Annotated in this window: 21 protein-coding genes and 3 pseudogenes; 10 read left to right on the top strand and 14 right to left on the bottom strand. The window is 69.0% G+C overall.

Features of this window, described 5'->3' with window-relative positions; all coding sequences use genetic code 11:
• Window positions 1–157: 157 nt before the first annotated feature.
• A complete protein-coding gene (locus ACWC2T_RS33715) occupies window positions 158–2,257 on the bottom strand; it encodes a trypsin-like serine peptidase (RefSeq protein WP_450674127.1) in 2,100 nt (699 codons plus the stop codon).
• A gap of 103 nt (window positions 2,258–2,360) precedes the next feature.
• The gene (locus tag ACWC2T_RS33710) at window positions 2,361–2,834 is read right to left on the bottom strand and encodes a hypothetical protein (RefSeq protein WP_450674126.1); all 474 of its coding nucleotides are present in this window, start codon (window positions 2,832–2,834) and stop codon (window positions 2,361–2,363) included.
• A 302-nt stretch (window positions 2,835–3,136) separates the two neighbouring features.
• Between ACWC2T_RS33710 and ACWC2T_RS33705 the strand changes: the two genes are divergently transcribed.
• Window positions 3,137–3,379 carry a DUF3761 domain-containing protein gene (locus ACWC2T_RS33705; protein WP_450674125.1) on the top strand — a complete coding sequence of 81 codons (243 nt, stop codon included), beginning with the start codon at window positions 3,137–3,139 and terminating at the stop codon, window positions 3,377–3,379.
• Between the two features lie 389 nt (window positions 3,380–3,768).
• Entirely contained in the window at window positions 3,769–4,719 is a 951-nt protein-coding gene (locus ACWC2T_RS33700) for a BtrH N-terminal domain-containing protein (RefSeq protein ID WP_450674124.1), read from the top strand.
• A 218-nt stretch (window positions 4,720–4,937) separates the two neighbouring features.
• Here ACWC2T_RS33700 and ACWC2T_RS33695 read toward each other — a convergent pair whose 3' ends face one another.
• From ACWC2T_RS33695 to ACWC2T_RS33685, 3 genes are all read right to left on the bottom strand, one after another.
• Window positions 4,938–5,156: a hypothetical protein gene (locus ACWC2T_RS33695; RefSeq protein ID WP_450674123.1), complete on the bottom strand. Its 219-nt coding sequence runs from the start codon at window positions 5,154–5,156 to the stop codon at window positions 4,938–4,940.
• Window positions 5,157–6,493: 1,337 nt separating this feature from the next.
• The gene (locus tag ACWC2T_RS33690; protein WP_450674122.1) at window positions 6,494–7,081 is read right to left on the bottom strand and encodes a hypothetical protein; all 588 of its coding nucleotides are present in this window, start codon (window positions 7,079–7,081) and stop codon (window positions 6,494–6,496) included.
• 217 nt (window positions 7,082–7,298) lie between these two features.
• The gene (locus tag ACWC2T_RS33685) at window positions 7,299–7,445 is read right to left on the bottom strand and encodes a transcriptional regulator (protein WP_450674121.1); all 147 of its coding nucleotides are present in this window, start codon (window positions 7,443–7,445) and stop codon (window positions 7,299–7,301) included.
• A gap of 61 nt (window positions 7,446–7,506) precedes the next feature.
• Between ACWC2T_RS33685 and ACWC2T_RS33680 the strand changes: the two genes are divergently transcribed.
• Both ACWC2T_RS33680 and ACWC2T_RS33675 read left to right on the top strand, forming a co-directional pair.
• On the top strand, window positions 7,507–8,589 hold the full coding sequence (locus tag ACWC2T_RS33680; protein ID WP_450674120.1) for a 3-oxoacyl-ACP reductase family protein: 1,083 nt from the start codon (window positions 7,507–7,509) through the stop codon (window positions 8,587–8,589).
• A 267-nt stretch (window positions 8,590–8,856) separates the two neighbouring features.
• Complete coding sequence (locus tag ACWC2T_RS33675; protein ID WP_450674119.1) at window positions 8,857–9,714, top strand: NAD(P)H-binding protein; 858 nt, start codon at window positions 8,857–8,859, stop codon at window positions 9,712–9,714.
• A gap of 523 nt (window positions 9,715–10,237) precedes the next feature.
• Here ACWC2T_RS33675 and ACWC2T_RS33670 read toward each other — a convergent pair.
• Window positions 10,238–10,567, bottom strand: coding sequence for a transposase (locus tag ACWC2T_RS33670; protein WP_450674118.1), 330 nt, complete (start codon window positions 10,565–10,567; stop codon window positions 10,238–10,240).
• Between the two features lie 63 nt (window positions 10,568–10,630).
• Window positions 10,631–10,888 carry a hypothetical protein gene (locus ACWC2T_RS33665; protein ID WP_450674117.1) on the bottom strand — a complete coding sequence of 86 codons (258 nt, stop codon included), beginning with the start codon at window positions 10,886–10,888 and terminating at the stop codon, window positions 10,631–10,633.
• 297 nt (window positions 10,889–11,185) lie between these two features.
• On the opposite strand from ACWC2T_RS33665, the gene ACWC2T_RS33660 reads away from it, so the two are divergent.
• A complete protein-coding gene (locus tag ACWC2T_RS33660; protein ID WP_450674132.1) occupies window positions 11,186–12,064 on the top strand; it encodes an IS5 family transposase in 879 nt (292 codons plus the stop codon).
• 15 nt (window positions 12,065–12,079) lie between these two features.
• On the opposite strand, the gene ACWC2T_RS33655 is transcribed toward ACWC2T_RS33660, so the two are convergent.
• From ACWC2T_RS33655 to ACWC2T_RS33645, 3 genes are all read right to left on the bottom strand, one after another.
• Window positions 12,080–12,595: a DinB family protein gene (locus ACWC2T_RS33655; RefSeq protein ID WP_055703923.1), complete on the bottom strand. Its 516-nt coding sequence runs from the start codon at window positions 12,593–12,595 to the stop codon at window positions 12,080–12,082.
• A 706-nt stretch (window positions 12,596–13,301) separates the two neighbouring features.
• Window positions 13,302–13,430 (bottom strand): hypothetical protein, encoded by a 129-nt coding sequence (locus ACWC2T_RS33650; RefSeq protein ID WP_450674116.1) that lies wholly within the window; start codon window positions 13,428–13,430, stop codon window positions 13,302–13,304.
• Window positions 13,427–13,591, bottom strand: a complete 165-nt coding sequence (locus ACWC2T_RS33645) for a hypothetical protein (protein ID WP_450674115.1) — start codon at window positions 13,589–13,591, stop codon at window positions 13,427–13,429. The genes ACWC2T_RS33650 and ACWC2T_RS33645 overlap by 4 nt, the downstream gene beginning before the upstream one ends.
• A gap of 72 nt (window positions 13,592–13,663) precedes the next feature.
• Between ACWC2T_RS33645 and ACWC2T_RS33640 the strand changes: the two genes are divergently transcribed.
• The 3 genes and pseudogenes from ACWC2T_RS33640 to ACWC2T_RS33630 all read left to right on the top strand — a co-directional run bounded on the left by ACWC2T_RS33640 (window position 13,664) and on the right by ACWC2T_RS33630 (window position 16,054).
• Window positions 13,664–14,503 carry a class I SAM-dependent methyltransferase gene (locus ACWC2T_RS33640; protein ID WP_450674131.1) on the top strand — a complete coding sequence of 280 codons (840 nt, stop codon included), beginning with the start codon at window positions 13,664–13,666 and terminating at the stop codon, window positions 14,501–14,503.
• Window positions 14,504–14,666: 163 nt separating this feature from the next.
• Window positions 14,667–15,606: pseudogene (locus ACWC2T_RS33635) on the top strand (IS701 family transposase); the annotation flags it as partial.
• Window positions 15,607–15,712: 106 nt separating this feature from the next.
• Window positions 15,713–16,054 (top strand): hypothetical protein, encoded by a 342-nt coding sequence (locus ACWC2T_RS33630; RefSeq protein ID WP_450674134.1) that lies wholly within the window; start codon window positions 15,713–15,715, stop codon window positions 16,052–16,054.
• Between the two features lie 210 nt (window positions 16,055–16,264).
• On the opposite strand, the gene ACWC2T_RS33625 is transcribed toward ACWC2T_RS33630, so the two are convergent.
• The gene (locus tag ACWC2T_RS33625) at window positions 16,265–17,494 is read right to left on the bottom strand and encodes a glycosyltransferase 87 family protein (protein WP_450674114.1); all 1,230 of its coding nucleotides are present in this window, start codon (window positions 17,492–17,494) and stop codon (window positions 16,265–16,267) included.
• Window positions 17,495–18,210: 716 nt separating this feature from the next.
• On the opposite strand from ACWC2T_RS33625, the gene ACWC2T_RS33620 reads away from it, so the two are divergent.
• The gene (locus ACWC2T_RS33620) at window positions 18,211–18,762 is read left to right on the top strand and encodes a hypothetical protein (protein WP_450674113.1); all 552 of its coding nucleotides are present in this window, start codon (window positions 18,211–18,213) and stop codon (window positions 18,760–18,762) included.
• A gap of 87 nt (window positions 18,763–18,849) precedes the next feature.
• Here ACWC2T_RS33620 and ACWC2T_RS33615 read toward each other — a convergent pair.
• The 3 genes and pseudogenes from ACWC2T_RS33615 to ACWC2T_RS33605 all read right to left on the bottom strand — a co-directional run bounded on the left by ACWC2T_RS33615 (window position 18,850) and on the right by ACWC2T_RS33605 (window position 22,672).
• Window positions 18,850–19,439: pseudogene (locus tag ACWC2T_RS33615) on the bottom strand (transposase).
• A gap of 1,030 nt (window positions 19,440–20,469) precedes the next feature.
• Window positions 20,470–20,970, bottom strand: a complete 501-nt coding sequence (locus ACWC2T_RS33610; RefSeq protein WP_450674112.1) for a hypothetical protein — start codon at window positions 20,968–20,970, stop codon at window positions 20,470–20,472.
• 94 nt (window positions 20,971–21,064) lie between these two features.
• The gene (locus tag ACWC2T_RS33605) at window positions 21,065–22,672 is read right to left on the bottom strand and encodes a hypothetical protein (RefSeq protein ID WP_450674111.1); all 1,608 of its coding nucleotides are present in this window, start codon (window positions 22,670–22,672) and stop codon (window positions 21,065–21,067) included.
• Window positions 22,673–22,992: 320 nt separating this feature from the next.
• On the opposite strand from ACWC2T_RS33605, the pseudogene ACWC2T_RS33600 reads away from it, so the two are divergent.
• A pseudogene (locus tag ACWC2T_RS33600) lies at window positions 22,993–23,332 on the top strand (transposase); the annotation flags it as partial.
• Window positions 23,333–23,381 lie beyond the last annotated feature (49 nt).

Genomic DNA, 23,381 nt, shown 5'->3' with positions numbered 1-23,381 from the left:
CCAGATGCACGGACGAGCAGGCTTCACCCTGCTCCGGCACCGCATCCTCCTCGGATAACAGCACGCTCCGTCACCACCGAACGCGAGACAGGGCCGAAGACCGTACAGACCTGGAGTCCAAGGAGTCCCCTGGGCCGAGGCCCAGGGGACTTCGTGGTCAGCGACGGGAGTACGGCAACGACGAGCCGGACGCGGTCGCGAGTACGGCTTCCGTACCGAGGCTGTTGCCGCTGTCCTGGTACATGGACAGTTGGCCGTCGGACCAGCGCACGAGGTAGTCGTTGGTCCGGTTGTCGGCACTGGTGAAGTTGCCCGCTGTGGTGAGCGTGGCATGGGTCCACAGCGTGCTCGGAGCCCGCAGTCGGACCTCACCGTGGAAGCCGTACTGGTTGATGTCCGGGTACAGGGTCAGTTCGCCGTCGGACCAGCGGACCACAAGGTCTGACTCGTTGGTTCCGGCGAGGTCGGCGGACGTGAGGGATGTGGCGTGTGTCCAGGTGGAGTTGGGAGGGTTGAGCCGGACCTGGGCGTGGAGGCCGGTGGAGTTGAGGTTCTTGTAGAGGGTGGTTTCGCCATCGGACCAGCGCACCATCAGGTCGTCGGGCCAGTGGTCGTCGGTGGTGTAGTGGCCCGCGGTCATGGAGACTTCGTGCTGCCACAGGGTGCCCGGCTTGACGAGGGTGATCTGGCTGTGCAGGCCGCGCGCGTCGACGTCGGGGAAGAGAGTGAGGCTGCCGTCGCTCCAGCGCACCAGCAGGTCGTAGGTGTTGGAACCCGTGAAGTCGCCGGCCGTTATGGAGACGGCCTTCGTCCAGGTGGTGTTGGCCGCGGCGAGCCGTATTTCCTTGTCGAACCGGCCGTTGCCACCGCCTCGGTACAGCGTCAGCTCGCCGTCCGACCAGCGCACGATCAGGTCGCTCTTGTCCGGATCGGGCGAAGGCGAGGGCGTGAAGGAGCCGGAGGTGACGAGGGTGGCATGGGTGAGTGTGGAGGCGCCGGGCAGCACGTTGGGACGTGCGGGGGCGGAGCCGGCGACCGCCGCCTGGTACAGGTTCTGGATGTCGGAGCCGTAGAAGGAGCTGTAGGAGACGTCGTCGGTCGGTCCGCCGGTGTCCCAGCCGCCGATGCTGCCGACCACGTCGCCGGTGCCGGTGGCCGGGTCGAAGTTCTCCAGGAACGGGCTGCCGCTGGTGCCGGAGGCGTAGCCGTTGCAGGCGATCCGGAGGTACGAACCGGGGGTGCCGTCGGTCGGGGTGTACTGCGTGGTGTTGTTGTCGCAGGTCAGAGGCTGCGTGGCGGTGCCAGGGTAGCCGACCAGCCGAATGCTGGGGAAGGCGTAGCCGCGGCCGGTGGCCAGGTTGTTGCCACCCACCACGTCCTGCACCTGCTTGCCATCACTGCGCGCGCCGACCTGGGCGAACGCCACGTCCCACGGGGCGCCCTGGACGTGTCCTCGGTCGTAGTAGCGGGGATCGATCCAGACCCGGCTGCGGCCTTCCGAGTCGGTGGCGACGGGGAAGATGCCGTACGGCTGGGGATTGGCCGCGGTCCACTGGGGGACGAAGGCGAGCGAGCCGCCGCCTGCCCGCCCGTCCATGCAGTGCCCGGCGGTGAGCACGATGTTGTGGTGCGGGCTGTTGATGACGCTCGCGGTGCAGAAGTAGGAGCCGCTGCTGGTCTGCATGTACATCCGGCCGACCATCGGCAGCCCGCCGAAGGAGGAGCTGACGGGGCCTGTCCCGCCCGTGCTCGTGGGTGACGGGCTGGGCGAGGCGGTAGGGCTCGCCGAGCCCGACGCGCTGGGAGACGTGCTCGGGGAGGCGGACGAGGTGTCCGTCGGCGCGGCGGTCGGGGTGTCCGTAGCCGTGGCGGAGGGATCCGGGGTCGAGGTGTCGGTGGGTGTGTCCGTCGGGCCGGCGGTGTCGGTCGGCGTGGCGTCCATCGGGACCTCGCGCAGGTCCTGGGCGTTCACGCCACCGGTCACCGACGGCTTGACGAGCCCCTGGAGCGTGGCGTGGGCGGCCTTGCCCGCGGTCCGCGGTTTGGCGTCCGGAAGCGGCTTTGCTTCTGCCATGCGCTGCGCGGTCCAGAACCGCTTGGCCGCAAAGGCCGTCCAGTGCGGCGCGGCGGCTGGGAGCCGCGGGGCGGTGTCCGGTATCGCGGACGCGTACGCCGGAGGGGCGTTCGTGGCGCCTGCCGTGTCGACCGCGACGAAGAAAGTTCCGGCCAGCGCGGTGATCACGCCGACGGCGGCCACGAGAAGGGCACCGCGCCGACTCGCGCGGTGCCCACCAGTTCTACTCACTTTTGGGCTGAATTCCCCCCACTTGGCGTGACTCTCCGCCACGCCGACGACAGGACTAGCAGAGAGTACGGCACTGTTGCTCGACGATCGAACCATAGGGCGAATTGGCCTGAGTGATGAGCCGGCGGCCGGTTCCGGCTCCGGCTCCGAGACGCACAGCGGGATCGGGGTGAAGCGCCGAGCGCGAAGGTCTGCTGGTGGAGGCCGAGGAGTGCCCCGATCGCCGGTGGATGCCAGGCCTTGCGGCCTTCTCGGAGATCGTGGACGCGCCGCACGCGTCGCTGTCTTCATCCTTGTCGGTAGTGGTCGGTTTCCCGACCGACTTGATGTGGGTGCAGTCCTCGGCGTGCGTGTGCCAGAAGGCGGGTTTGGGCTTCCGGTCGGCCCACCCGCTGTCGGACTTCGAGGAGTTCGCGGACTCCGACGCGATGAGCAGCTGGGGGTCTTTGAGATCGTTGCCGAAGGCTTTGCGCTGATCGGCGTTCCAGGTGTCGGCGCCGGAGCGCCAGGCTTCGGCGAGAGGGACCATGCGATCGATGGTGGCCTTCGCTACGTCGGTGACGGTGGTGTCGTCGTAGACGGAGTACCAGGTGCCGGAGGCGGGCTGGCAGTGGTCGGGTTTGTGCTGGACGTTCTTGCAACCGGAACGCCCTGCTCGCCGAGGAGACACATCGCAACAGCTCCGACCGGCAGCGCACGTGCTCCGCAGCCCGCCGCCGCATCCAACAATCCAAAACGGCCCGTAAGAGGTTGAAACCCGGATAGAGTCCCCTGCACTTGTTCGACTCCAAAGGGGGGGTTCCTTTGCGCGCTCGTCTTGCCGTCTCAGCCATGGCTGTCGCCGCGGCCGGTGTCTTCTTCAGCGCACCGGCCGCGTCCGCGGCGACCTTGCCGTCGACCAACACCGCTCACCACTGCATCCCACACACCACCGGCGTGTGCGGCTGGACGCACCACCAAAAGCCCAAGGACAAGTACGAGACCGCCAAGTGCGTGGACGCCTCGCTGTCGTACTCGCGGCACTCGCAGGGCACCTGCTCCCACCACCACGGCGTCCGCTACTGGTTCAAGTAACCCGCCACGCAACGCAGGTCGTGTCCTCCGGGCGCGGAGGACAGACCTGCGCGTGTGGGCCCGGCCGCCTACGAGCCGATGCGGCAGCCGCCGTCGGGGCGGCGACGGTCGCCACCGCGGTCATCTCAATCGCCGCAGCGCTTACCGGCCGCCCGGCGCGGGTGGTCCGCGGACTCAGACGGCAGAGCCGATCATTCGCCCCCCGCCTCCACTCCGCTCAAGAGCCGCGGCGCCGGAGCCGGTGTACCCGGCACATGGCGACGACTGGGTCCTGTCGGCGGACCATGCCTGGGACGCTATGGTCTGGCACGCCCATCTACGGCGTCGTCTGAAGATGAGGGGAAGAATGAGCGGCATGGCCATGGTGAGAGACATCGATTGTCCGCGGCATGCAGCATTGCGAGACGTCGGCGCTGGGCGTGCTGCTGCGGCACGTGGGACTCGACCTGTCCGAGCCCATGCTGTTCGGGCTCGGCTCCGGGTTGTCCTTCATCTACTGGGACAGCAAAGCCATGGGTTTCCCCTTCCTGGGAGGTCGGGTCAAACCCTTCGAACTCACCAGAAACCTGGCCGCCGCCCTCGGGCTTGAGCTGCTGGTCGAAGAGACCACCTCCCCGCGCAAGGCATGGCAGAACGCGGCGGCACCCATCGACGGCGGTCGGCCGGTCGGGCTACAACTCGACAGCTACCACCTGGACTACTTCAGCACCAAGGTGCACTTCGGTGGGCACGTCGTGGCCATGTACGGCTACGACGAACAGGACGCCTACCTGGTGGACACCGAGCCGCAGGGTGGAGCCGTCTCCACCAGTCTCGCCAGCCTGGCCAGAGCCAGGGCCCAACGCGGCCCCATGACCGCCAAGCACCGCTCCTTCACCATCACCCCGCCCAGCAGCCCGAAGCCGCCGCAGGACCGGATCATCCCTGCGATCAAGGTCTGCGCCGACGCCTTCCTGAATCCGCCCATCGCGAACCTGGGCCACCAGGGCATCGAGAAGACCGCCAAGCAAGTGCCGAAGTGGCTGCAGCGCAGTGACAATCCGCAGGAAGACCTGGCGCGGACCGCCGTCCTCATGGAGAGGGCCGGCACCGGCGGCGCCCTGTTCCGCAATCTCTACCGGGACTTCCTCGCCGAGTGCGCCACGCTGATCAACAGCAGCCACCTGCGCACCGGCCACACCCTGTATGCCGAGGCCGCCACCCTCTGGACACAGGTGGCCGCACTCGTCGCGGCAACAGGCGAATCCGGCGACGCGAAGAACCTCATACGAGCCGGCTGCATCCTCCACGAGCTCTCGCGCATCGAACGCGATGCTATGCAGGCCCTCAGCCAGCTCTAGGTGTGCTGTCCGGCGGGTGATGCGCGGAGCCAGAGTCCCCGCAGCTCGTCCAGGTCGGGAAGGTGGACTCCGGGGAGGCAGTTGAGTAGAACGGCCTGGGCCGCGCGGAGGCTGTGCGGGGCCCGGAGGTCAGGACCATGAGTGCGGCGGGCTGACACACGACCATCGTACGGGCGGTGTTACAGCCGCAGACGGCGTGCGAAAGCCACTGTGGGCTGCTACCAGGAGAGAGGCGTCAGACCGGGCTCGGCCCGAGCGGTTCGGCCGCCCGCTGCCCACCGGCTGGCCGGCGTGTTCAGGTACAGAACCCCCAGGCTGCCGAGCTGGCGCGCGGTGCGCACCTTCACCTTCAGGCCGTCGGCCGGCGGCACCCGCAGCCAGGCACCGAGGTGCACATACAGGCGCAGCGCGTCCCTCTCCGAACGGCGCAACTCCACCAGCCGCTCACCATCTGCCGGCCCAACACACCGGTGGTCGGGGCGGGACTGGCCACGGCGTGGGCCAGCACATCCTGAGCGTGCCCCATCAGCCGGGCCGTCCACACCACGGGCCCGCCCTCATACACCGACAGCTCCGCGCGCATCTCCAGGCCGGTCAGCTCCACCAATCCCTGCCCGGCCGCACTTTCCACCGCCTTGTGACGGTCGGGGCGCAGCATGCCAAGCAGCACCCAGCCGTGCTGGGCCACCCCTCATGGTCGCGCAGGGCCCGCAGCGCCTCGAGGATCGACGGTTTCAGACGCCGAGGGGGAGGCCGAGAGGGGAGCCCACAACAGTGCTGACGGGTTGTTCAAGAAGGCCGTCGGTGACGTCGTCTGGACTCGGTGCCTGGGCAGCTAGGGCGGGGACGATCGCTCCGAGAGAAAGCAGCGCGCTCACTGCTGCAAGGACCACGATGCGGCGAACAGACAGCACGGTGATTCCCTCCTGGTGAGGAGAAGACTCTGGACGTATGGACAGGCAAGAGACATCCCACCCACCGGGCCCCTCCACGCTTTACGTCACTCGTTCAAGGGACGGCCGCCCGCCCCCGCCCAACAGGCGATTGACATAGGCATTGAGAGACCCCGTGACGTGACCCCGGTGCCCGGGTACGGGCCCCGTCGGCCCTGAAGGCAGGAGTTCCGCCCCTGGGCGCGGCTGGCGCCGGCCGCAGCTCGGCCGCGGAGCAGTGAAGCGCCCGGGGGCCTCGAGCCGCTCGGTCCGGTCGGCATACGCACTCCCAGCCGCGTCCGGCCGGGTCAGTCCACGCCGGCTGGACGCGACGGGGCTGTCGGGCGCGGCCGCCAGTGCAGCTCGACCGTGACCCGGTCCCCGTCGGCGAAGGGCACGTCCCAGCGGTGGCTCGAGGCGCCGGAGGCCCGGAAGGATCAGATGCTGGAGCGGTGGGGTAAGCCGGACGACTGGAATCCCCGCCCGACGACGGACCTGCCCGCACGGAACACCGCTGACCGACGCGATGCCGAGCCTGCCCGCCGCGCGGAGGCGGAGGGGGCCTACCGCTGGTCGGGCCATGCGTCCAGGACGACGCCACTGTCCCGCTTGGCCGGGAGCAATACGCCGTTCTGAGAACCTATCAGTGCTCTCGTGCCTTGAACATATGGGCCTGACGCAACCATCCATCGGCTCGCCGCCACGCCCCCCTGGCCGGGCAAGGCCTGTCGGCCATGTCGGCCAGCTCCGCCAGCCCGTGCCAGCAGCGTCGGCTGAGCGCTGAGGGCGGGCTCCGTGCAGGCGGTTCAGCTACGTTGGCGACGTGTCCCGGTCGGCGCCCGCTACTGCTGCCAGGTGGCGGCGCCCTGATCGAGGTCCTCCTTGTACGCGCGGCGCTGGGTGAGGTCGGACTCGGTCAGCTGCGGGTGTACCGGCGACTGCTGAGGGGCGGTCCAGAGTTGGATCAGGTGGCGTTCACCGCGGTCGCCGACGCCGCGCTCGGGGTTGGGGTTGGGGTTGGGGTTGGGGTTGGGGTTGGGGCAGTACAGGCGCATCTGGATCCACGCCGGCACGTGGTCGGTGGGCAGTTGGAGCGGGCCGTCTTCGGGTTCGGCTTCTTCGAAGTCTCCGCTGCCGAGGATGTAGATGACGGGGGTGTCGTCGGTGGCGTGCGGTCTCATCTCTTCCGCTAGCCCCCAGGCTGGGTCGGTCTCGGGTGGGGGCGGGGCGTCGTGGGTCTGGACAGTGATGGTGATGGTGATGCTGCCGGTATCGGTGTCGGTGAGGAAGTGCGCCGTGTCGCCGCCGATGGGCCCGCACCGCCAGCCATACGGCCACTGGGGCGGCCATTCGTAGTCCTCGCCGAGCGCGAGGAGATAGCCGTACTCACCAATCTCCCGCGTCAGGGTGGTCTGAGCGGTGATCAACATGGTCTCCTCACACAGAGGGGCACCCCCGGCTCGCGATCTCGGCATTCATCTGGGTCACTGGTCACCCAGGGGAGATGCGGCACGGATCTGCCGTCGGGTCTACGGAACCTGAACGACGCCCTGAGGCACAGGTCGAGGACTCAACGGAGCCACCGGTCGGCGGGGGGCAACTGGCGACTGTAGATCGGGCAGCAATGCATCACGATCCACCTCTCGCTCAGCGGGCACCCAGAAGCTCTGGCGCGGCATTGAGAATCGAGTCGAGTAATCCGGGGAAGCAGGAGTTCAGTTCGGCCCGCCGCAGGCTCAGCATCCGGCGGGAGCCGTCCACTCGAACCCGGATCACACCCGCCTCGCGCAGCACGCGCTGATGATGGGAGAACGGGGACCGGCTGATGTCCAGCCCTGCGGTCTGCTGAAGCCCGGTGGAGTGCGACTCCCCTCTGTTCCGCCAGGGCGCGCACGGCCAGCAGCCCGGCCGGATCTGCCAGTGCAGCAAGGACTTTGGCCAGCCGCAACTCGGCCGGTTCCGGGTGTGCCATCTCGATTGCCGTACTCACACGACCGAGCCAGGGCGGTTTCAGATGAGTGCCGACGAAGTAGCCCTGGTGACCGGCAGCTCCCGCGGCATAGGCGCGGCGATCGCCCGGCGCCTGGCGGAGGACGGGCTGCGGGTGGCCCTCACCTATGCCGAGTCGCCGCACCGCGCAGACGAGGTGGTCGGGGAGATCGAACGCGCCGGAGGCCAGGCACTCGGCCCGCGGGCCGACGCAGCGGACCCGGATGCGGTCACGGCTGCGGTCAAGCACACTGTCGCGGCGTATGGGGGCCTGGACGTCCTGGTCAGCAACGCGGGAGTGGCCAGGGTCGGCGCCCTGCACGAGCTGACGCCCGAGCAGATCGACCGGACGATCGACGTGAACGTACGCGGCGTCGTCCACGCCGTACGGGGAGCGCTGCCCCACCTTGGCGACGGCGGCCGGATCATCACTATCGGCAGCGTCAACGCCGAGCGCATCCCCTTCGCCGGGGGTGCGGCTTACGGCATGACCAAGGCAGCCATTGCCGGGTTGGTGCGCGGCCTGGCCCAGAGGCTGGGCCTCCGGGGCATAACCGTGAACAACATCCAGCCCGGCCCCACCGCCGATGACCGCATGACGGAGGACGGGCCGCTGGCCGAGGCCATGCTCAAGTGGCTGGCCGTACCGCGTATCGGCAGCCCGCGGGAGATCGCCGACCTTGTCTCGTACCTCATGGGGCCGGAGGCGGCCTTTGTCAAGCGGAGCCAGCCTCACGATCGACGGCGGCTTCACCACGTAGCCGCCGGACTGGTCCGGATGGTTGTGCGACCACCGTGCAGTGATCGGAGGCAGACCACGACACCCCGGCACCGGAACCGAATCCGCGCCAATCACGGTCAAGTGCCCGCCGTGGCGCCGAGCGTTGGCCGCTCCTGCACCTGCGGTCCGCAGCATCACGAACTCGTGCCGACAGACCACTTTCCGTGACATGACCGCTCGGTTGGCCGTGGGGTCATGCTCGCGGCGCGGGCAGTGCTACGGTTCTGGTAGGCGAAGTGCGGCGTCGGAACGCTTCGCCAGTCACTGCGGTGGCCCTGAGGCGCGAGTACCGGAACGCATCCGGTCGAGGTTGAGCGCCCTGTGGCACCGCGTTGCACGTCAGCCGGGCTGTAACCGGCTCCTGCTCGTCTCGCGTGTTGCCGACGTGCCTGTGCTCACCCTCGCCGGGGCTGATCTTGCGAGAGGAAGCACATCATGACCACTCTGGTCATCGGAGCCCGAGGTGGCGTCGGCCGCCATGTTGTCCGCCAGTTGCTCGCTGTCGGCGAACCCGTTCGTGCCTCGGTGCGCGACCCGCGGTCTGGGGCCGGCCTGCCGGCCGCTGCCGAAGTCGTGACCGCCGACCTCACCCGGCTCGACACGCTGCGCCCCGCACTCGACGGCGTGCACAGGGTGTTTCTCTACGCCCCGCCGGCCAGCGCCGAAGGCTTTGCCACAGTGGCCGCCGAGGCGGTCCTCGAACGCGTCGTGCTGCTCTCCTCCGGCAGTGTTCTGCTGCCGGGCATGGAGCACAACGCGATCGCCCAGGAGCACCGTGCGGTCGAGGACGCGCTGTCGGCCGCCGGCCTGCCCTGGACGCCGGTACGGCCCCTGGTCCTGGCAAGCAACAGCCTGCGCTGGGCGGAGTCGATCAGGTCGAGCGGCACAGTGCGGCTGGTCCACCCCGACGCCGTCACGGCGCCGGTCCACGAACGCGATGTGGCCGCCGTCGCGGTCACGGCGCTGGGCATCGGTGCCGAGGACGCGGTAGCGACCGATCCATCGAGCGCGGCCATGCTGACCGGACCCGAACTGATCTCGCAGCGCCGCCAGGTGGAACAGATCGGGCAGGCGATCGGCAGGACTCTGCGTATCGAGGAGCTGTCCCCGGACCAGGCCCGCGAGCACTACGGTCGCTTCTCCGACCCAGCAACTGTCGAGGCGATCTTGCAGTTCCTTTCCCTGGCCGCGACCGGCGGGTCGCCGTGTACGCCGACCGTGCAACGTGTACTGGGCCGGCCCGGCCACAGCTTCGCGCAGTGGGCCCGCGACCACGCAGAGGACTTCGACTGACGGCCGCTGAAGCCGCAGGTCGCGGCATGCCACAGCGATCAGCGCCTGTCCTGTGCGGCGCCAGGGCCCAGCGGTTCGGCACCGGCCACGGCTGTGCCACGGCTCCGCGGCCTGCAGCGGTCAACCTTCCCGACTGACCTGTGCCGGTGATCGCTGATCGACTCGCGGCACTCGCAGGGCACCTGTTCCCACCACCACGGCGTCCGGTACTGGTTCAAGTAGCCCTGCCCGCCACACCGCTGGTCGCCTTCTCCACACGCGGAGAAGGCGACCAGCGCGCTCGCCCGGCTTCACGAGCCGGCTCGGAAGCTGCGGTTGGGTCAGTGACGGCCGCCACGGCGGTCAACGCGTTCGCCACACCGTCTACCGGCCGCCCCGCCGGGGGCGTTCACGCGGGCTCAGATGGCGTGGTTCGGCATGTGATCCCCGGTCGCACTGTCCGAATGAGGTCTAGCTCGGCGCTGTCCGCACTCGTCGCGACGAAGCCGGGCGAGCGCGAGGAGATCAGGGGACCGCGCGGAGATCAATCGACGTTCAAGGATGGGGTTCTCAGCTCACCGCCATCGACCCGCGCCACCTTCGGTTGAGCGCGGCACACCGTGGAGTCGACGCTCAGTTCCCGTGTGATCGCGCCCTTCGAATCAGCCTGGGACTGGAGCCGGGTGAGGACCCTGCACCAGGTGCCGTCCCGCTGCCATCGGCGAAACAGGTCGTAGATCCAGCCCCACGACGTGTACTCGACGGGTACGTCCCTCCACGGAACACCGGTACGGACCCGGAACGGTATAGCGTGGATCAGTTGCCGCCGGGGCCAGACAGGCAGCCGTCCCGCCTTTACTCCCTTCGGCAGCAACAGCTCCTCCGCCGGAAATCTCGTAGGAGCGGGCGGCGAGGCCGTGTTCGAGGTTCTCGCCGATCACCTGGCACAGCGGTGCCAGGACGGCCGCTCGGGTACGGAGCGGGCCCCTGGGTTCTGGCGACTCAGGAAGGTCCCGACCGGTACGGCACTGGGCACGAAGCTGCCCTTGGGGACAGCGAGGGCGACCGCGCGCGGTGCCGCCGCGTCCATTGCCGAGATGGCGGCGGTGGCGCTGCCCGCGCCGACACCGAGGAGGGATGTGAATGCCCTGGAGACGGCCGCGATCGCGAGGACAAGGGTTCTGCGGAGCGGCATGCGCAGATTCCTTTCCCCATGAGGACCGCCGGTCAGCGGGCCGTTGGCAAGGTGGGCCGTGGAGGCCTTCCGAGTCGCCAAAGGCGCTGCTCTACCCACATGAAGACAAGGCCGATGGCTCCGGTGCCGATGCCGTAGCAGGCGCTGCGCAGCCTGTGGGCCAGGGCGGCGCGCCGATGACGGGTGACCCACGCGCGGGCGGCGGCGAGGCGATTCGTGCGCGCACGGGGCGGGCGGAGGCTAGGGCCTGTCCGGCGGATCATGTGACTTCTCGCGCTTCGGTCCGTTGGCATGGCCATGGGGCGGGGAGATCTCACGAACGAGGAGTGGGCCCGGCTGAAGCCGCATCTGCCCAAGGCTGGGCAACGCGGCGGTCGTTGGGCCAGTCACCGCAGGATCATCAACGGGATCCTGTACCGGAACCGGACCGGGATGCCGTGGCGGGATCTGCCTGCGCGGTTCGGGAAGTGGAAGACCGTGTATGAGCGGCACAGACGCTGGTCAGCGGACGGCACTTGGGACAGGCTCTTCGCGGCCGTCCTGGCCGACGCGGATGCCCAGGGCAGCATCGACTGGTCGATGGTGTCGGTGGACTCCACCACCTGCCGAGCCCACCAGCACGCGGCCGGAGCACGCAAGAGGCCCCCGCAGATCGGGAACAGGCGCGCGCCCCGGCAACACCGTCCCGACGAGGGACTCGGACGCTCCCGGGGCGGCCTCACCTCCAAGATCCATCTGGCTGGGGAAAGCGGGCGCCGTCCCCTGGCCCTGCTGATCACTCCAGGCCAGTGGGGCGATGCCCCGCAGTTCATCCCCGTCATGGAACGCATCCGTGTCGGCCGCCTCGGCGGCGGACGCCCCCGCACCCGCCCGGACCACCTCGGCGGTGACAAGGCGTATTCCTCCCGCCGCAACCGCCGTTACCTGCGCAGACGGCAGATCAAGCACACCATCCCCGAGCCGAAGAACCAGCGAGCCAACCGCAAACGCCGCGGCAGCAAGGGCGGACGGCCCGCCGGCTTCGACAAGACGATCTACAAGCGCAGGAACGAAGTCGAACGGACCATCTTGGCACTCAAGAACTCCCGCGCCGTGGCCACCAGGTTCGACAAACGCGCCTATGTGTTCCACGGCACCGTCACCCTCGCCTCGATCCGGCTCTGGCTCCGCTCGTGACCCGCACGACAGATCTCAGGCGCCGGTCCGCCCGTCGACGAGCTCACGCACGACGTCGAGGTGGCCGTTGTGGCGGGACGTCTCCTCAATGAGGTGGAGGATCACCCAGCGGAGATCGACGTGGCGGCCGTCGCTGATGGGACGCTTGGCCGTTGAGTTCAGCTCGTGGTCGGACACCAGGCGACGGTAGCGGGCACTCTGCTCCTCGTACTCGGCGAGAAGCTGGGGCAACGGGATGTCGACTGCTGTCCGCATCTCAGGATCGGGATCATCGTCGGTCGCCTCGGTGAGCGGCCCCGCAAGCTCCTCGCCCAGGAACATCACTTGGAACCAGTAGTACTCGACCCACCGCAGATGACTGATCAGCCCGCACAACGTCATCAGCGGTGAACTCGGGAGTGGGGCCTTGCGAGCATCTTCGGCGGACACGCCCTCACACTTGGCTCGCGCGGTATCACGGGCGTAGTCCAGGAAGGTGGCCAGCTGCGTACGCTCGTCCCACGTGGGAGGCGTGTCGGTTCGTTGAGTCATCGCGGGGAGTTTCCCGCAGCTCGGAACGGGTGTCGACTCAATTGATCGGAAACACCGTCAAGTGCCACAGCACCGGCTGTGCTCAGGGAGAGCCCAGCAAGATCCGCCGGACAGACCCTAGGGTTCACGGGAGACTTCCCGTGCCGAATGGCGTCATGGTGGGAGTCCGTCCGGCCGGTGGCCTCGAAACCGGTGACCGAGATGAAACTCCCGGCTCTCTCTTCTTGGTGGTCACCGGCCTGAGGTGAACTCCTGTGCTGGACGACCAGTTCGTGGTCGGGCAGGGCGACGATCACGGAGGAGTTGGGGGTGCGGGCGGCGACTCGGTCGACCTCGCTCTGCAGGCGTCCGGTGGGGGCGGTCGCCCGGGAGCCGTTGGCACGCACATAGCGGGCGAAGTGCACCAGGTCTTCCAGGAACGCGGCATCCGGCGGCGCGGTGTCGGCCATGGAGTGGGTGAGCTGGTATCAGTGCCGCGCCCGCTTCGACTCGCCCAGGCAGAGGTGTGTGCAGGTGTGTGCAGGCGTAGGCAGTACGCGGCGCGGCTTCCAGCGCCGGCGGCGAGCTGCCACCAGAACTGCGCGGGCGGTGGGCGGGCGTGGAAGGTGATCCGGCAGACTTCCTCGCCGCGGGTGCGTTTCGAGCTCGCGCAGGCAGACGTTGGCAGCGAGGGACTTGCCCACGCCGGCCGGGCCGTGGAGGCACATCATGGCCCGGGCTGCGTCGTGTCGGCGATGTTCTCGCGCGCGGTCAGGAGCTCGTGGGGCGCGAGGACTTCGGCGTCGGGGAGCTGGGTGTAGTGGTCGGTCGCCTGCGGCGGCAGCTGGCTCGTCATCGCTTCTCTTCTCCGGTGACGGGGCGCAGGGAGGCTGGGGTGCTCCAGTCGTCGGGTGGCGGGGCGGCCGGGATGAGGTCCGGCAGGGCGAGGGCCGCCAAGTCGGTGGCGGTCAGTGCGCGCATGTCCGGCCGGCCGCGCAGGAACCTGGCTCCGCTCATCAGGCCCCCTTGGAATCTATCGTCTAGGCTGGCGCGGTGACTGATGAACAGGAGCGGGTGCAGCCGTCGGGAGTGTGGGCCACGGCGGTGGGGGTGGCCAGGGTGCGGGCGCTGGAGACCGAGCGGGAGGACGCGCTGTTCCGCGACCCACTGGCGCAGGCCTTCGCCACCGCCGGCGGCCTGGGGCCCTCCTCGCCGCCGCTGCCCGGTGACGAGGCCGCGCGACGCCGCCGGCTGGGCGTTGCGTTCTCCATCGTCATCAGGACGAAGTTCCTCGACGACCTGTTGCAGCAGGCCTCCGCGTCCGGGGTCCGGCAGGTCGTGCTGCTCGGCGCCGGCATGGACAGCCGGGCCTTCCGGATGGACTGGCCCGAGGGCACCCGGCTGTTCGAGGTCGACACCGCCGCGCCACTGGACTTCAAGGCTTCGGTGCTGCGCCAGGAGCGGGCCGTCGCACGCTGCGAGCGGATCACCGTCGCCGTGGATCTGCGCGAGGACTGGCCAGGCGCGCTGGCCGCCGCAGGGCACGATCCGGCGGTGCCGACCGTGTGGATCGCCGAAGGACTGCTGATCTACCTGCCCGAGGACGCGGTGGAGCTGCTGCTGGCCCGGATCAGCGCGCAGTCGGCGCCAGGCAGTCGGATGGGGCTGACGTTGGGCTCGCGCGGCGTGATCGAGCGCTTCGGCGCGGACGCCGCGCCTGGATCGGCGGCGTCCATGTGGGTCTCGGAGATGCCCGACGACCCGGTGGGCTGGCTGGCCGGGCACGGCTGGGAGGCCGTCAGCCACACCCTGCGTGAGCGCGCTGCCGCCTACGGTCGCCCGATCAGCACCCCGCCGCAGCGCGAGGAGCGGCCCGGCGGACTGATCTCGGCGGTCCGCCGGCAAAGCGCCTCCCGGTTCCCTGGATGATCGATGCCAAGGGGGCCGGCCTGATGAGTGGAGTCAGGTTCATGCGCGGCCACCGGGTCATGCGCGCACCGACCACCTACGACCACCGAACCCCCTTGGAATCGATCATCTAGTAGGACTCCGCTAGGTCTGTGTGTCGACCTTGTTCAGGGGCACGGTGAGTGTGTGGACGCATGAGGTGAACCGTGTTCGGGCGAAGTTGGCGTTATTAGTGGCGGACCTGTTCGCCTCGGTGCCGCGCAAGTACCAGCGGGCCAAGGGCGACTGCTATCTGCGGGGACTGATGATGGACGGTCGCCGCAAGTCCATCCTGGCCATGGCCTTGCGACTGCCGGACAGCAACGAGCAAAATCTGCAGCAGTTCGTGAACCAGTCCACGTGGGATCCGGTGCCGGTGCGCCGGCGGATCGCCGAGCGGCTGGTGCCGCAGATCGGCCCGGACGCCTGGGCGGTCGACGACGTGTCGTTCCCCAAGGACGGCAGGATGTCGGTCGGCGTCGCGCACCAGTACTGCGGTGCGCTGGGCATACAGGCCAACTGCCAGGTCGCGGTCAGCGTCCACGCGGTCTCCGACACGGCGTCGTGCCCGCTGAACTGGCCCCTGTTCCTGCCGCGGGAATGGGCCAAGGACACCGTCCGGCGCAGGCAGACCGGCGTGCCGGAAGACGTCGGACACCGGGAGAAGTGGCGCCTGGCACTCGATGCCCTGGACGAACTGGCCGGATGGGGATTGGTGCCGCCAGTGGTGGTGGCCGATGCCGGCTCCGGCCAGAACGCGGACTTCCGTGCCGCCCTGGGCGAGCGGGAACACGCGTACGTGGTCGGCATCCGCGGCGATCTGACCGCCCAGCCGCACGACGCAGTCCCCACCGCTCCCGCCGGATCCGGCCTGCCGCCGACCGGTGCCCCGCTACCGGCAGCCACCCATGACGGAGACGGAACTGGCCGCGACCGCCGGACGGGAAGCCTTCCAGGAGGTGACCTGGCGGGAAGGCTCCCGCTCCCCGATGACCTGCCGTTTCCTCGCGATGCGGGTCCGGCCGGCCGGCGTGCGCCCGCGTCGCCTGGCTCAGGCAGCCTCGCCTGACACCGACGTGGACGACGTCATCGACATCCTCTTCGGCCCACTCATCTTCCGCAGACTCACCGGCCACTACGACCTCACGAACGAGCACGTCGAGAAGCACGCGCGCACGGCACTCGACGGGCTTGTGCACTCCACCTTCCGACACTTCCGATTCCAACGGAGAGTCGTGCGGCACCTACGCCCGGTCGCAGACCGCCTACTCCGACACCACCCTCAAGCCCGTCTGGTGGACCCAGGGCACCTACACCCGCCAGGTCATGCGGACGGACGGCAACCTGGTGACGTACCGCCGACTCGACGGCGCCGCCATCTGGTCCACCCACACCTCAGGCCACCCTGGCGCCTGCGCCGTCATGCAGTCCGAGGGGCAACCTCGTCGTTCACACGAGCGCCGGCGGCCCCGGCGAGGGCGGCGCGCTGTGGGCCACCGGCACGAGCACTACCGCACGCTGACCAGTCCCTGACCCCTGCCATGCGCAACACGGGCCCGCGCACACCGCGGCCCCGTCAAGGCACGGCACTCCGGCCACGGCGCCGAACTTGTGCGGGCTGGCGCAGTGCGAGAACAGCTATCGCATCTGCTGCGTCCGCGGCCCTGAAGGCATCATCGTCAGATTGGCTCGACGCCGGGATCCATCGGGCGAGGGCTGACGCCCCTGGCCCCCCGGGGCGGTTCAACCCATATGTGCCACCGCGTAGTGGGCGTCTGAGGACGCCGCGTCGTCTGGCGTCGCTTGCGGTCGCGAGGTCGTACTGCGCCAGAGTCGGCGGCAGGCCGAGACTGTCGCCACCAGCAGCAGCCCGTCGCGGATCAGCAGTACGACGATGCCCGGCAGATTGCTCCGCACGACCGGGCCGAAGCCGATGGGGAATTCGAGTACCGTGAAGAAGCACGCGGCCAGGATGAGCAGCACGGGCCTGCGCTGGACGGTGGAGCGGCTGGTCAGGCAGAGCGCGCCGAGGCCGAGCAGCCAGATCAGGTACTGGGGGCTGATCACCCGGCTGGTGGTGACGAAGACCAGCACTGCGGTGAACGCCGCGTCGTAGAGCACGACGTCGCTGAAAGTGCGGGCGCGTACCCGCCACCAGATCAGCCAGCAGAGGGCCAGCACCGCGGCGGCCAGTGCGATCCGGGCCGCGGTGGGCACATACGGGCCCAGGAACTCGAACGAACCGTAGTGCAGCCGGGAGGTGCCGTGCCACAGTCCGAGCCAGCGCAGGACGTGGAACGGCAGGGCACCCAGCGACTCGATCTCGACGCCACGCTGACGCTGCTCGGTGAGGAACGCGAACGGTCCCCGGGTGAACGCCAGGAACGCGGCGCTGACGCCGGCGCCGGTGACCAGCGCCGCCGCCCAGGAGCGGCGGGTCGTGCGACCTGGCCGCGTACCGGCGAGCACGAGTACCGGCCAGACCTTGGCCAGCGCGCCGATCCCGGCCAGCGCGCCCGCCACCCGGGGATGCCGTGCGGCGGCCAGCAGGGCGGCGACCGCGAGGGCGGTGACCATCACGTCGTAGCGGGCCAGGGCCAGCGGGCCGAGCACGGCGACGCCGGCGACCCACAGCCAGGCGCCGGCCAGGTCCCGGCCGTCGGCCCGCCCGGCCCGCCCGGCCCGCAGCAGCATCGCAAGGACCGTCGCGTCGGCGGCGCAGGCGAGCAGGTAGAAGGCGTGCGAGTACGTCAGAAACGGCAGCAGTGCCGGGGCGAGGAAGACCGCCGCCGCGGCGGGTGGGTACTGCCAGGTGACGTCGCCGACCGGAAAGCTGCCGGTCAGCAGCCGTTCGTACCAGCCGTGGTAGATGACGACCACATCAGGGCGGACGTCGTCACCGGGGAAGCGCAGGGCGCCGAAGAGGGTCAGCAGCAGTAGTGCTCGCGTCACCGCCCAGGCCAGCACCGGCATCCATGTCCGTGAGCGACCCGCGGTCACCGTTCCACGCCACCACACCGTCACGTTTCAGCATCCCTCCGTCAACTGCCTTGCACGGGTCACACTGCCGGTATCGGCCCGCATGAAGGTGACCACACGATGAACATAGTGCGTCATCCTGTTGCACCACCCTGTGAATGGCTGCAAGCAAGCAACCTGCTGCTCAACGCGCTCTCTTCAGCCCCCAGTCCACGGGCGTCGGCAAGGTGCTGCAGGTACGACTGGGCGCTGTGGGCGCAGTTCGGCCGTCGTACCCCTGACGCTTCTCTGCGATGACCCCAACTTCCCCTGCAGTCATGGGGAAGGAACCTCAGGACTCACCGCGTGATCGCACGCCTTCACCGAACTGGGACTCCACCGGCTGGAGACGAACATCCAGCCTGACAACACTCCCTCCCTGAGCCTGGTCAACGACTGGGGTTCCAGCGCGAGGGCGTCTCGACGCCTTTCAGTTCGTCAACGGCGAATGGAGAGAGACCACGAGCGCTGAGCCATGACCGCCGAGATGGGAGGCATGGCAGGGGCTACCGAACAACCCACGAGGCAAAACCAGTTCCATTGAGCAGGATGAAAAGCCACTCGCTCACTGGGACACGACACACACCGCGATGCCCGATGGACAGCGGGCATCAACACCGGGTATGCATGCGTACCGATCTGTTCATCATCACGGAATCCGAGGACGAGCCATGCGTCGAACTCAGGTCATGCCCGGAGCGGCCATCGTGCTCCTCGCAGCTGCTCTCGTGACCGGCTGTTCTGGTGGGCACAGCACCGCGTCCGGCTCTGGGCCCTCGGGTGCGTCGACAGGTTCGTCCCCCACGGCGACGCCGACACCCAAGAGCACTACAGCAGAACAGGTCGGTGGCTCAGCCTCGGCCACCACCGCATCGAATGGCTATCCGACCACAGCGGCCGCTCCCGGCGCGGCCGTGCCGCAGGTACGCGACGCCTTCGCGGTACTGCAGGCAACATACAACGACAGCTGCGGGACCCCCGGGAACTGCCAGTACTTCCTCAACCGCCTGCTGAACAACCTCGACGACCTCGGAAACTCCATGACGGCCAGCCCGAAAGGCACAGCGCACTTTGGACAGCCGCTCGCCTGGATCGGACAGATGCAGACCACGCTGGGCGGCGACTTCACGTTCGACAACCTCCACAAGCACCAGAGCCGGCTGGTCGCGACCCGCGACAAGATCAACACCTGGATGCAGTCACATCCTGACGATTACCGCTAGTAGGACTCCGTTAGGTCTGTCTTGATCTTGGCGTGGTCCTGCCGGGCAGAGGTCGGTGGCAGGTGGTGCAGATGCCGGTCCAGCAGTTCAGCAGGTCCTGAAGGATGTCGAGGATCTGGTACAGGGTGAGTCCGGTGTGTCGGCTTTTGGGGCCAGCCGCTGTTCGGTCAGGAAGGCGTGGGCGGCGGTGACCAGGGTGGCGTGGTGGTGCCAGCCCGGCCAGGAGCGGCCTTCGAAGTGGTCCAGGCCCAGGCCGTGCTTGAGTTCTCGGTAGTCGTGCTCGATGCGCCAGCGGATCTTCGCCAGGCGGACCAGCTCCGGGATCGGGATGTCGTCGGGCAGGTCCCGACCGACATCCTGCCGTCCTTGGGGAACGACACGTCGTCGATCGCCCAGGCGTCCGGGCCGATCTGCGGCACCAGCCGCTCGGCGATCCGCCGGCGCACCGGCACCGGATCCCACGTGGACTGGTTCACGAACTGCTGCAGGTTCTGCTCGTTGCCGTCCGGCAGTCGCGAGGCCATGGCCTGGATGGACTTGCGGCGGCCGTCCATCATCAGGCCCCGCAGATAGCAGTCGCTCTTGGCCCGCTGGTCCTTGCGCGGCACCGAGGCGAACACGTCCGCCACGAATAACGCCAACTCCGCCCGAACACGATTGACTTCATGTACGTCCACACAGTCCTCATGCCCCTGAACACTGCAGGCAGACAGACCTAACGGAGTCCTAGGCGGTGTGATTCGCAGCTGGGACAGGGCCGGTGTCAGGGCCCTCCTCAGCCTCGATGGCCCATACAAGGGAGAGTTACGGATCTATCTGCGCTTTGTAACGCGAACCCTTCCGTTGATCTGGTGGCGCCGTGGAGGGCCACAGTGTGGGGCCTCGGCACCAAGCCGGGAATGTCGGATTGGACGCCCGGCCCGAGCAGGGTTGGCGTGCACGAACGTGAGGTGACAGATTCATGTCTGTTTCTCGTACGACGGTCCGCCTGATCGCCAGCTGTGTGGCTTCGGGCGCCCTCGTCGCCGCAGCTGCAATGCCGGCCCTGGCCGCCGTATCCGGCCACGACCGCGACAACGGGAGAAGTTACTCTCACAGCCCCAGGAGCGGCCACGACCGCGACGGTCAGTTCCGGGGCCCGGACCGGGAGCGGGGCTGGGACCGGGACCGGGAGCGGGGCCGTGGTTGGGGCCGTGGGTGGGACCGGGATCGGGACCATGGCCGGCACCGCGGCTGGTACAGCGACCGGCACCGGGATCACGACCGCCACCTCAGCCACCGTTAGCCGCCCCTTGTGGAGACCGTGCTGTGAGGTAGAGGCCGGCCACCCCCTCTTCTACCCGCCGTCATAGCCGCCACGGCTGCCACACCCCATCGGAGGGCCGAAGACCGCAACCCGCGGTCTTCAGCCCTCCAGAACGTGGCCCTGTTGACGGTGCACGAATCGCGACCTCGGCATCACCCCAGGGCAAGTGCCGAGACCTGGGCCTGTGCCGGTTTGACGGACATCTGAGATCAGAAGGCTGAGCCACTGGAAGGGGCGGGCCACGGCCTTCGTCGCGGCATCGCCGATGAGAACGGAGAGGTGGTCTCGCTGCCAGCGGCCTCCGGTGGGCGTAGAAGGCGGCACGGGAGACCTTGAGCAGTTCTGGGCGGCCCGGTCCTCATCCCAGGCCAGACGCTGGTCGACGAAGGTGCACGCGGGCCCTACTGGGTCACGGTGACGGTGACCTCGTAGCGTTCCTGGCCTGGGGAGCAGCGCATCGCCTCGCCGCATGAGGTGCGGCGGGCCGTGACGTGCGCGATGCCGGGCCGACGGGCGGTGAACCGCGCCGAGGAGGTCCCGCAGCCGCGGCCGGGCGGGCAAGTGCCGGCGGGGATGGTGCCGCCTCCGGACGGGGCGAGCACCTGCGGGTCCGATCCGGCCGGGGTCGACCAGTAGGTGCTGTGCAGGCGCACCACGACGAGCGTGCCGCTGGTCACTCGGACGGTCGTTCCCCGTGCCCGTTCGTCGAGGAGGAGGGGTGTCGGGGAGTGGCCGGCCGGAACCGGGGAGGTACTGGAGTCCGGCGGTGGTGTGACGGGAGGGGTTCCTGCGGCCCCGCCGGAACATCCGGTGAGGAGGCAGGCCGCGGCAGCCAGGCAGACGATGCCGGTGTGCAGCGGGCGCGGACGGACGGGGCGGCGGCGGGCCGGCAGGTCTGGCATGGGCGCTCCCGAGAACGCCGCCCGAGAGGACGGATGGACTGCAGTGGAGGGCGGGGGCGGGGCGGCGGCCCGCCCCCGCGGTCTGGGGTGAGGGTCAGGAGACGGTCACGTCATCGTAGTAGGTGTACGTCGGGTCACCCGCGTAGTCGTCGTCCTTGTTGGTGAGGGTGAGCGTGTAGTTGTGGCCCGGGGTGACGGTGCCGGACACCTGCTTCCAGCCTGCGCCCTGGGTGCAGGTCTTGCCCAGCAGCGTCGTGGTGGTGCCGGACGTGGTGTCCTGGAGCGTGGCCGTCGCCCAGTCGTAGGTCACCGTGTCCGGGCAGGTGACGTTGTACCAGAAGGAGACCCTGCTGGTGCCGGACGGAGCAGTGAAGCTCTGGGAGAGGGAGGACGTGTTCGTCGGGCTGGTCGAGCCGACCATCGCGCCGTAACTGCCGCTGTGCGTTGCTGAGGTGGTCGCGGAGGTGCTGCCGCTGCTCGTCCAGCCGGACAGGCTACCGGTCTCGAAGGTGCCGTTGGTGAGGGTGCCGCCACCGCCCGTGCCACCGCCCACGATCGGGTGAGAGATGGCGCAGGAGTTGGTGTCGTTGGACCAGCTAGCCTGCTCGGCGAAGGTGCCGGTGCCCATCTTCACGTTGGCCGCGCCGCCCGTGCTGCCGGGCGAGATCCAGGCGCATTCGTCGGAGTTCTCCTGACCGTCGTAGGAGCTGCCGGTGTGGTTGGTCCAGCCGCCGGCCGGGTTCTGGTCGGACATCATCTCGTGCCACTCGTGGCCGAGCGTCATGGTCCAGCCGTCGAGCGTGCCGGGTGAGTTGACGAAGCCGACACCGCAGCCCGCGCCGGAGTCCATGTTGTACGGCTGGTTGCTGAACGCGATGTCACCGTAGGAGGAGGCCACCGGGCCGCCGGTCAGGGTGCTGTCACCGTTGTAGTCGTGCCAGGCGCAGTACTGGCCCTGGTAGTTGTCCGGGTTCGTGCCGTGCGGCGACAGGATGACGTAGTACGCGTCACGGTTGGCGGCCGCGGTGGTGTTGCCGAAGTGACCGGCTGCCTTGACGGCCTCGGCACCCAGCTGGTGCCCGGTCGCGGCACTCGGGGAGGCCGCCGAGTTGTCGTACCACACGCCGGCCAGCACTCCGCCGCTCTGGTACGGAACGAAGTCGGCGTTGGACGGACAACTGGTAGCGCCAGCCGCCACGTTGGGGCCGTCGCACCACTGGGTGAGGTCGGCGGACCACAGCTCGTTGCCGGTGCCGATGCCCTTGAACATCTCCTGGGTTACCGGGGCCGCGCCGTCCGGGTCGCCGGAGAACGTGGCGTCGCCGCTGCCGTTGGTGCTCTGCGTGCCCCACTGCGAGCCGTAGAAGACCAGGTAGACCTTGGAGTGGCCGCTCTGGACGCCGATGCCGTCGATGCCGCCGCCGTAGGAGAGCGTCTGCGGCCCGGTCGCCGCGGTCGCGGCGGGATGGGCGGCCGACCAGGACTTCATCTTGGCGTGCTGCTGGATGGTCGGAAGGACACCGTGCCGGTACGGGTGCTGGTAGGCCGGGTCGTACGGGTTCGGTCTGGCCGTGTGACCTGCGGCCTGGGGCGCGGCTGTCGCCTGGGGTATGGAGGCGAGCGCCGCAGCGGTGAGAAGGGACAGCGACGCGAGACCGGTGAGGGTCGCCCGGGCCGCGCCGCGAATGTGGGGTCTACCCATGGGTTATGGGTTCCTTTCTGCGTACAGACCTCCGCCGTGGGTGCGGTGGAGGCGAGCTGCATGACACGTCGACGGGGCAGTGCCGGGGTGACCACAATTCCCCTGCCACAACGCGTCTTTGCTGGTCGCAGCAGGTGATGCTCCGTCAGACGGCGAGAAGCAAAGTAGACTTGACGCGTTCTGGTCAATGAGAATGCACAGGGTCTTCGCGGGAAACACGGCCACGCAGCCCGCTTTTCATCCGTCAATGCGAAGGCACCGAAAGTTGAAGGAAATACTGAGTCAAGAATTCGGCGCCTGGAGGATGACAAGCGGCAAAAGCGGCCCTGGAGCCGCGGCACCGCCAACGCGCTTGCGCCAAGGACCGCATCCGCGCCGCCCGCGAGACCGGGCTGCGCAACTGCCCCTGCACGAAGCCGCGCAGAACCGCGTCTGGCTGGAGGTCGTCCAGATCGTCCTCGACCTGCTGGCCTGGATGCCGACGCTCGACCTGGCCCGCCCCGCACGCCGCTCGCAGCCCCAAGCACCCGCGCCTGCCGCTGTTCGCCGCCGCCGGCCAGCTCGCCGCCACCGCACGTCACCTGTCGCTCCGCCTGGCCCGGGCGCTGACCCTGGACCCAGGTGATCGTCACCGCCTTCGACCGCCTGCAGGCCCGGCCGGTAGCACCGTCCGGGCACCTGCCGCCTCCAAAGACCATGCCTTCCCAAG

The organism is Streptomyces sp. NPDC001393 (assembly GCF_053597455.1).
This window is presented reverse-complemented; position numbering and strand designations above follow the sequence as displayed.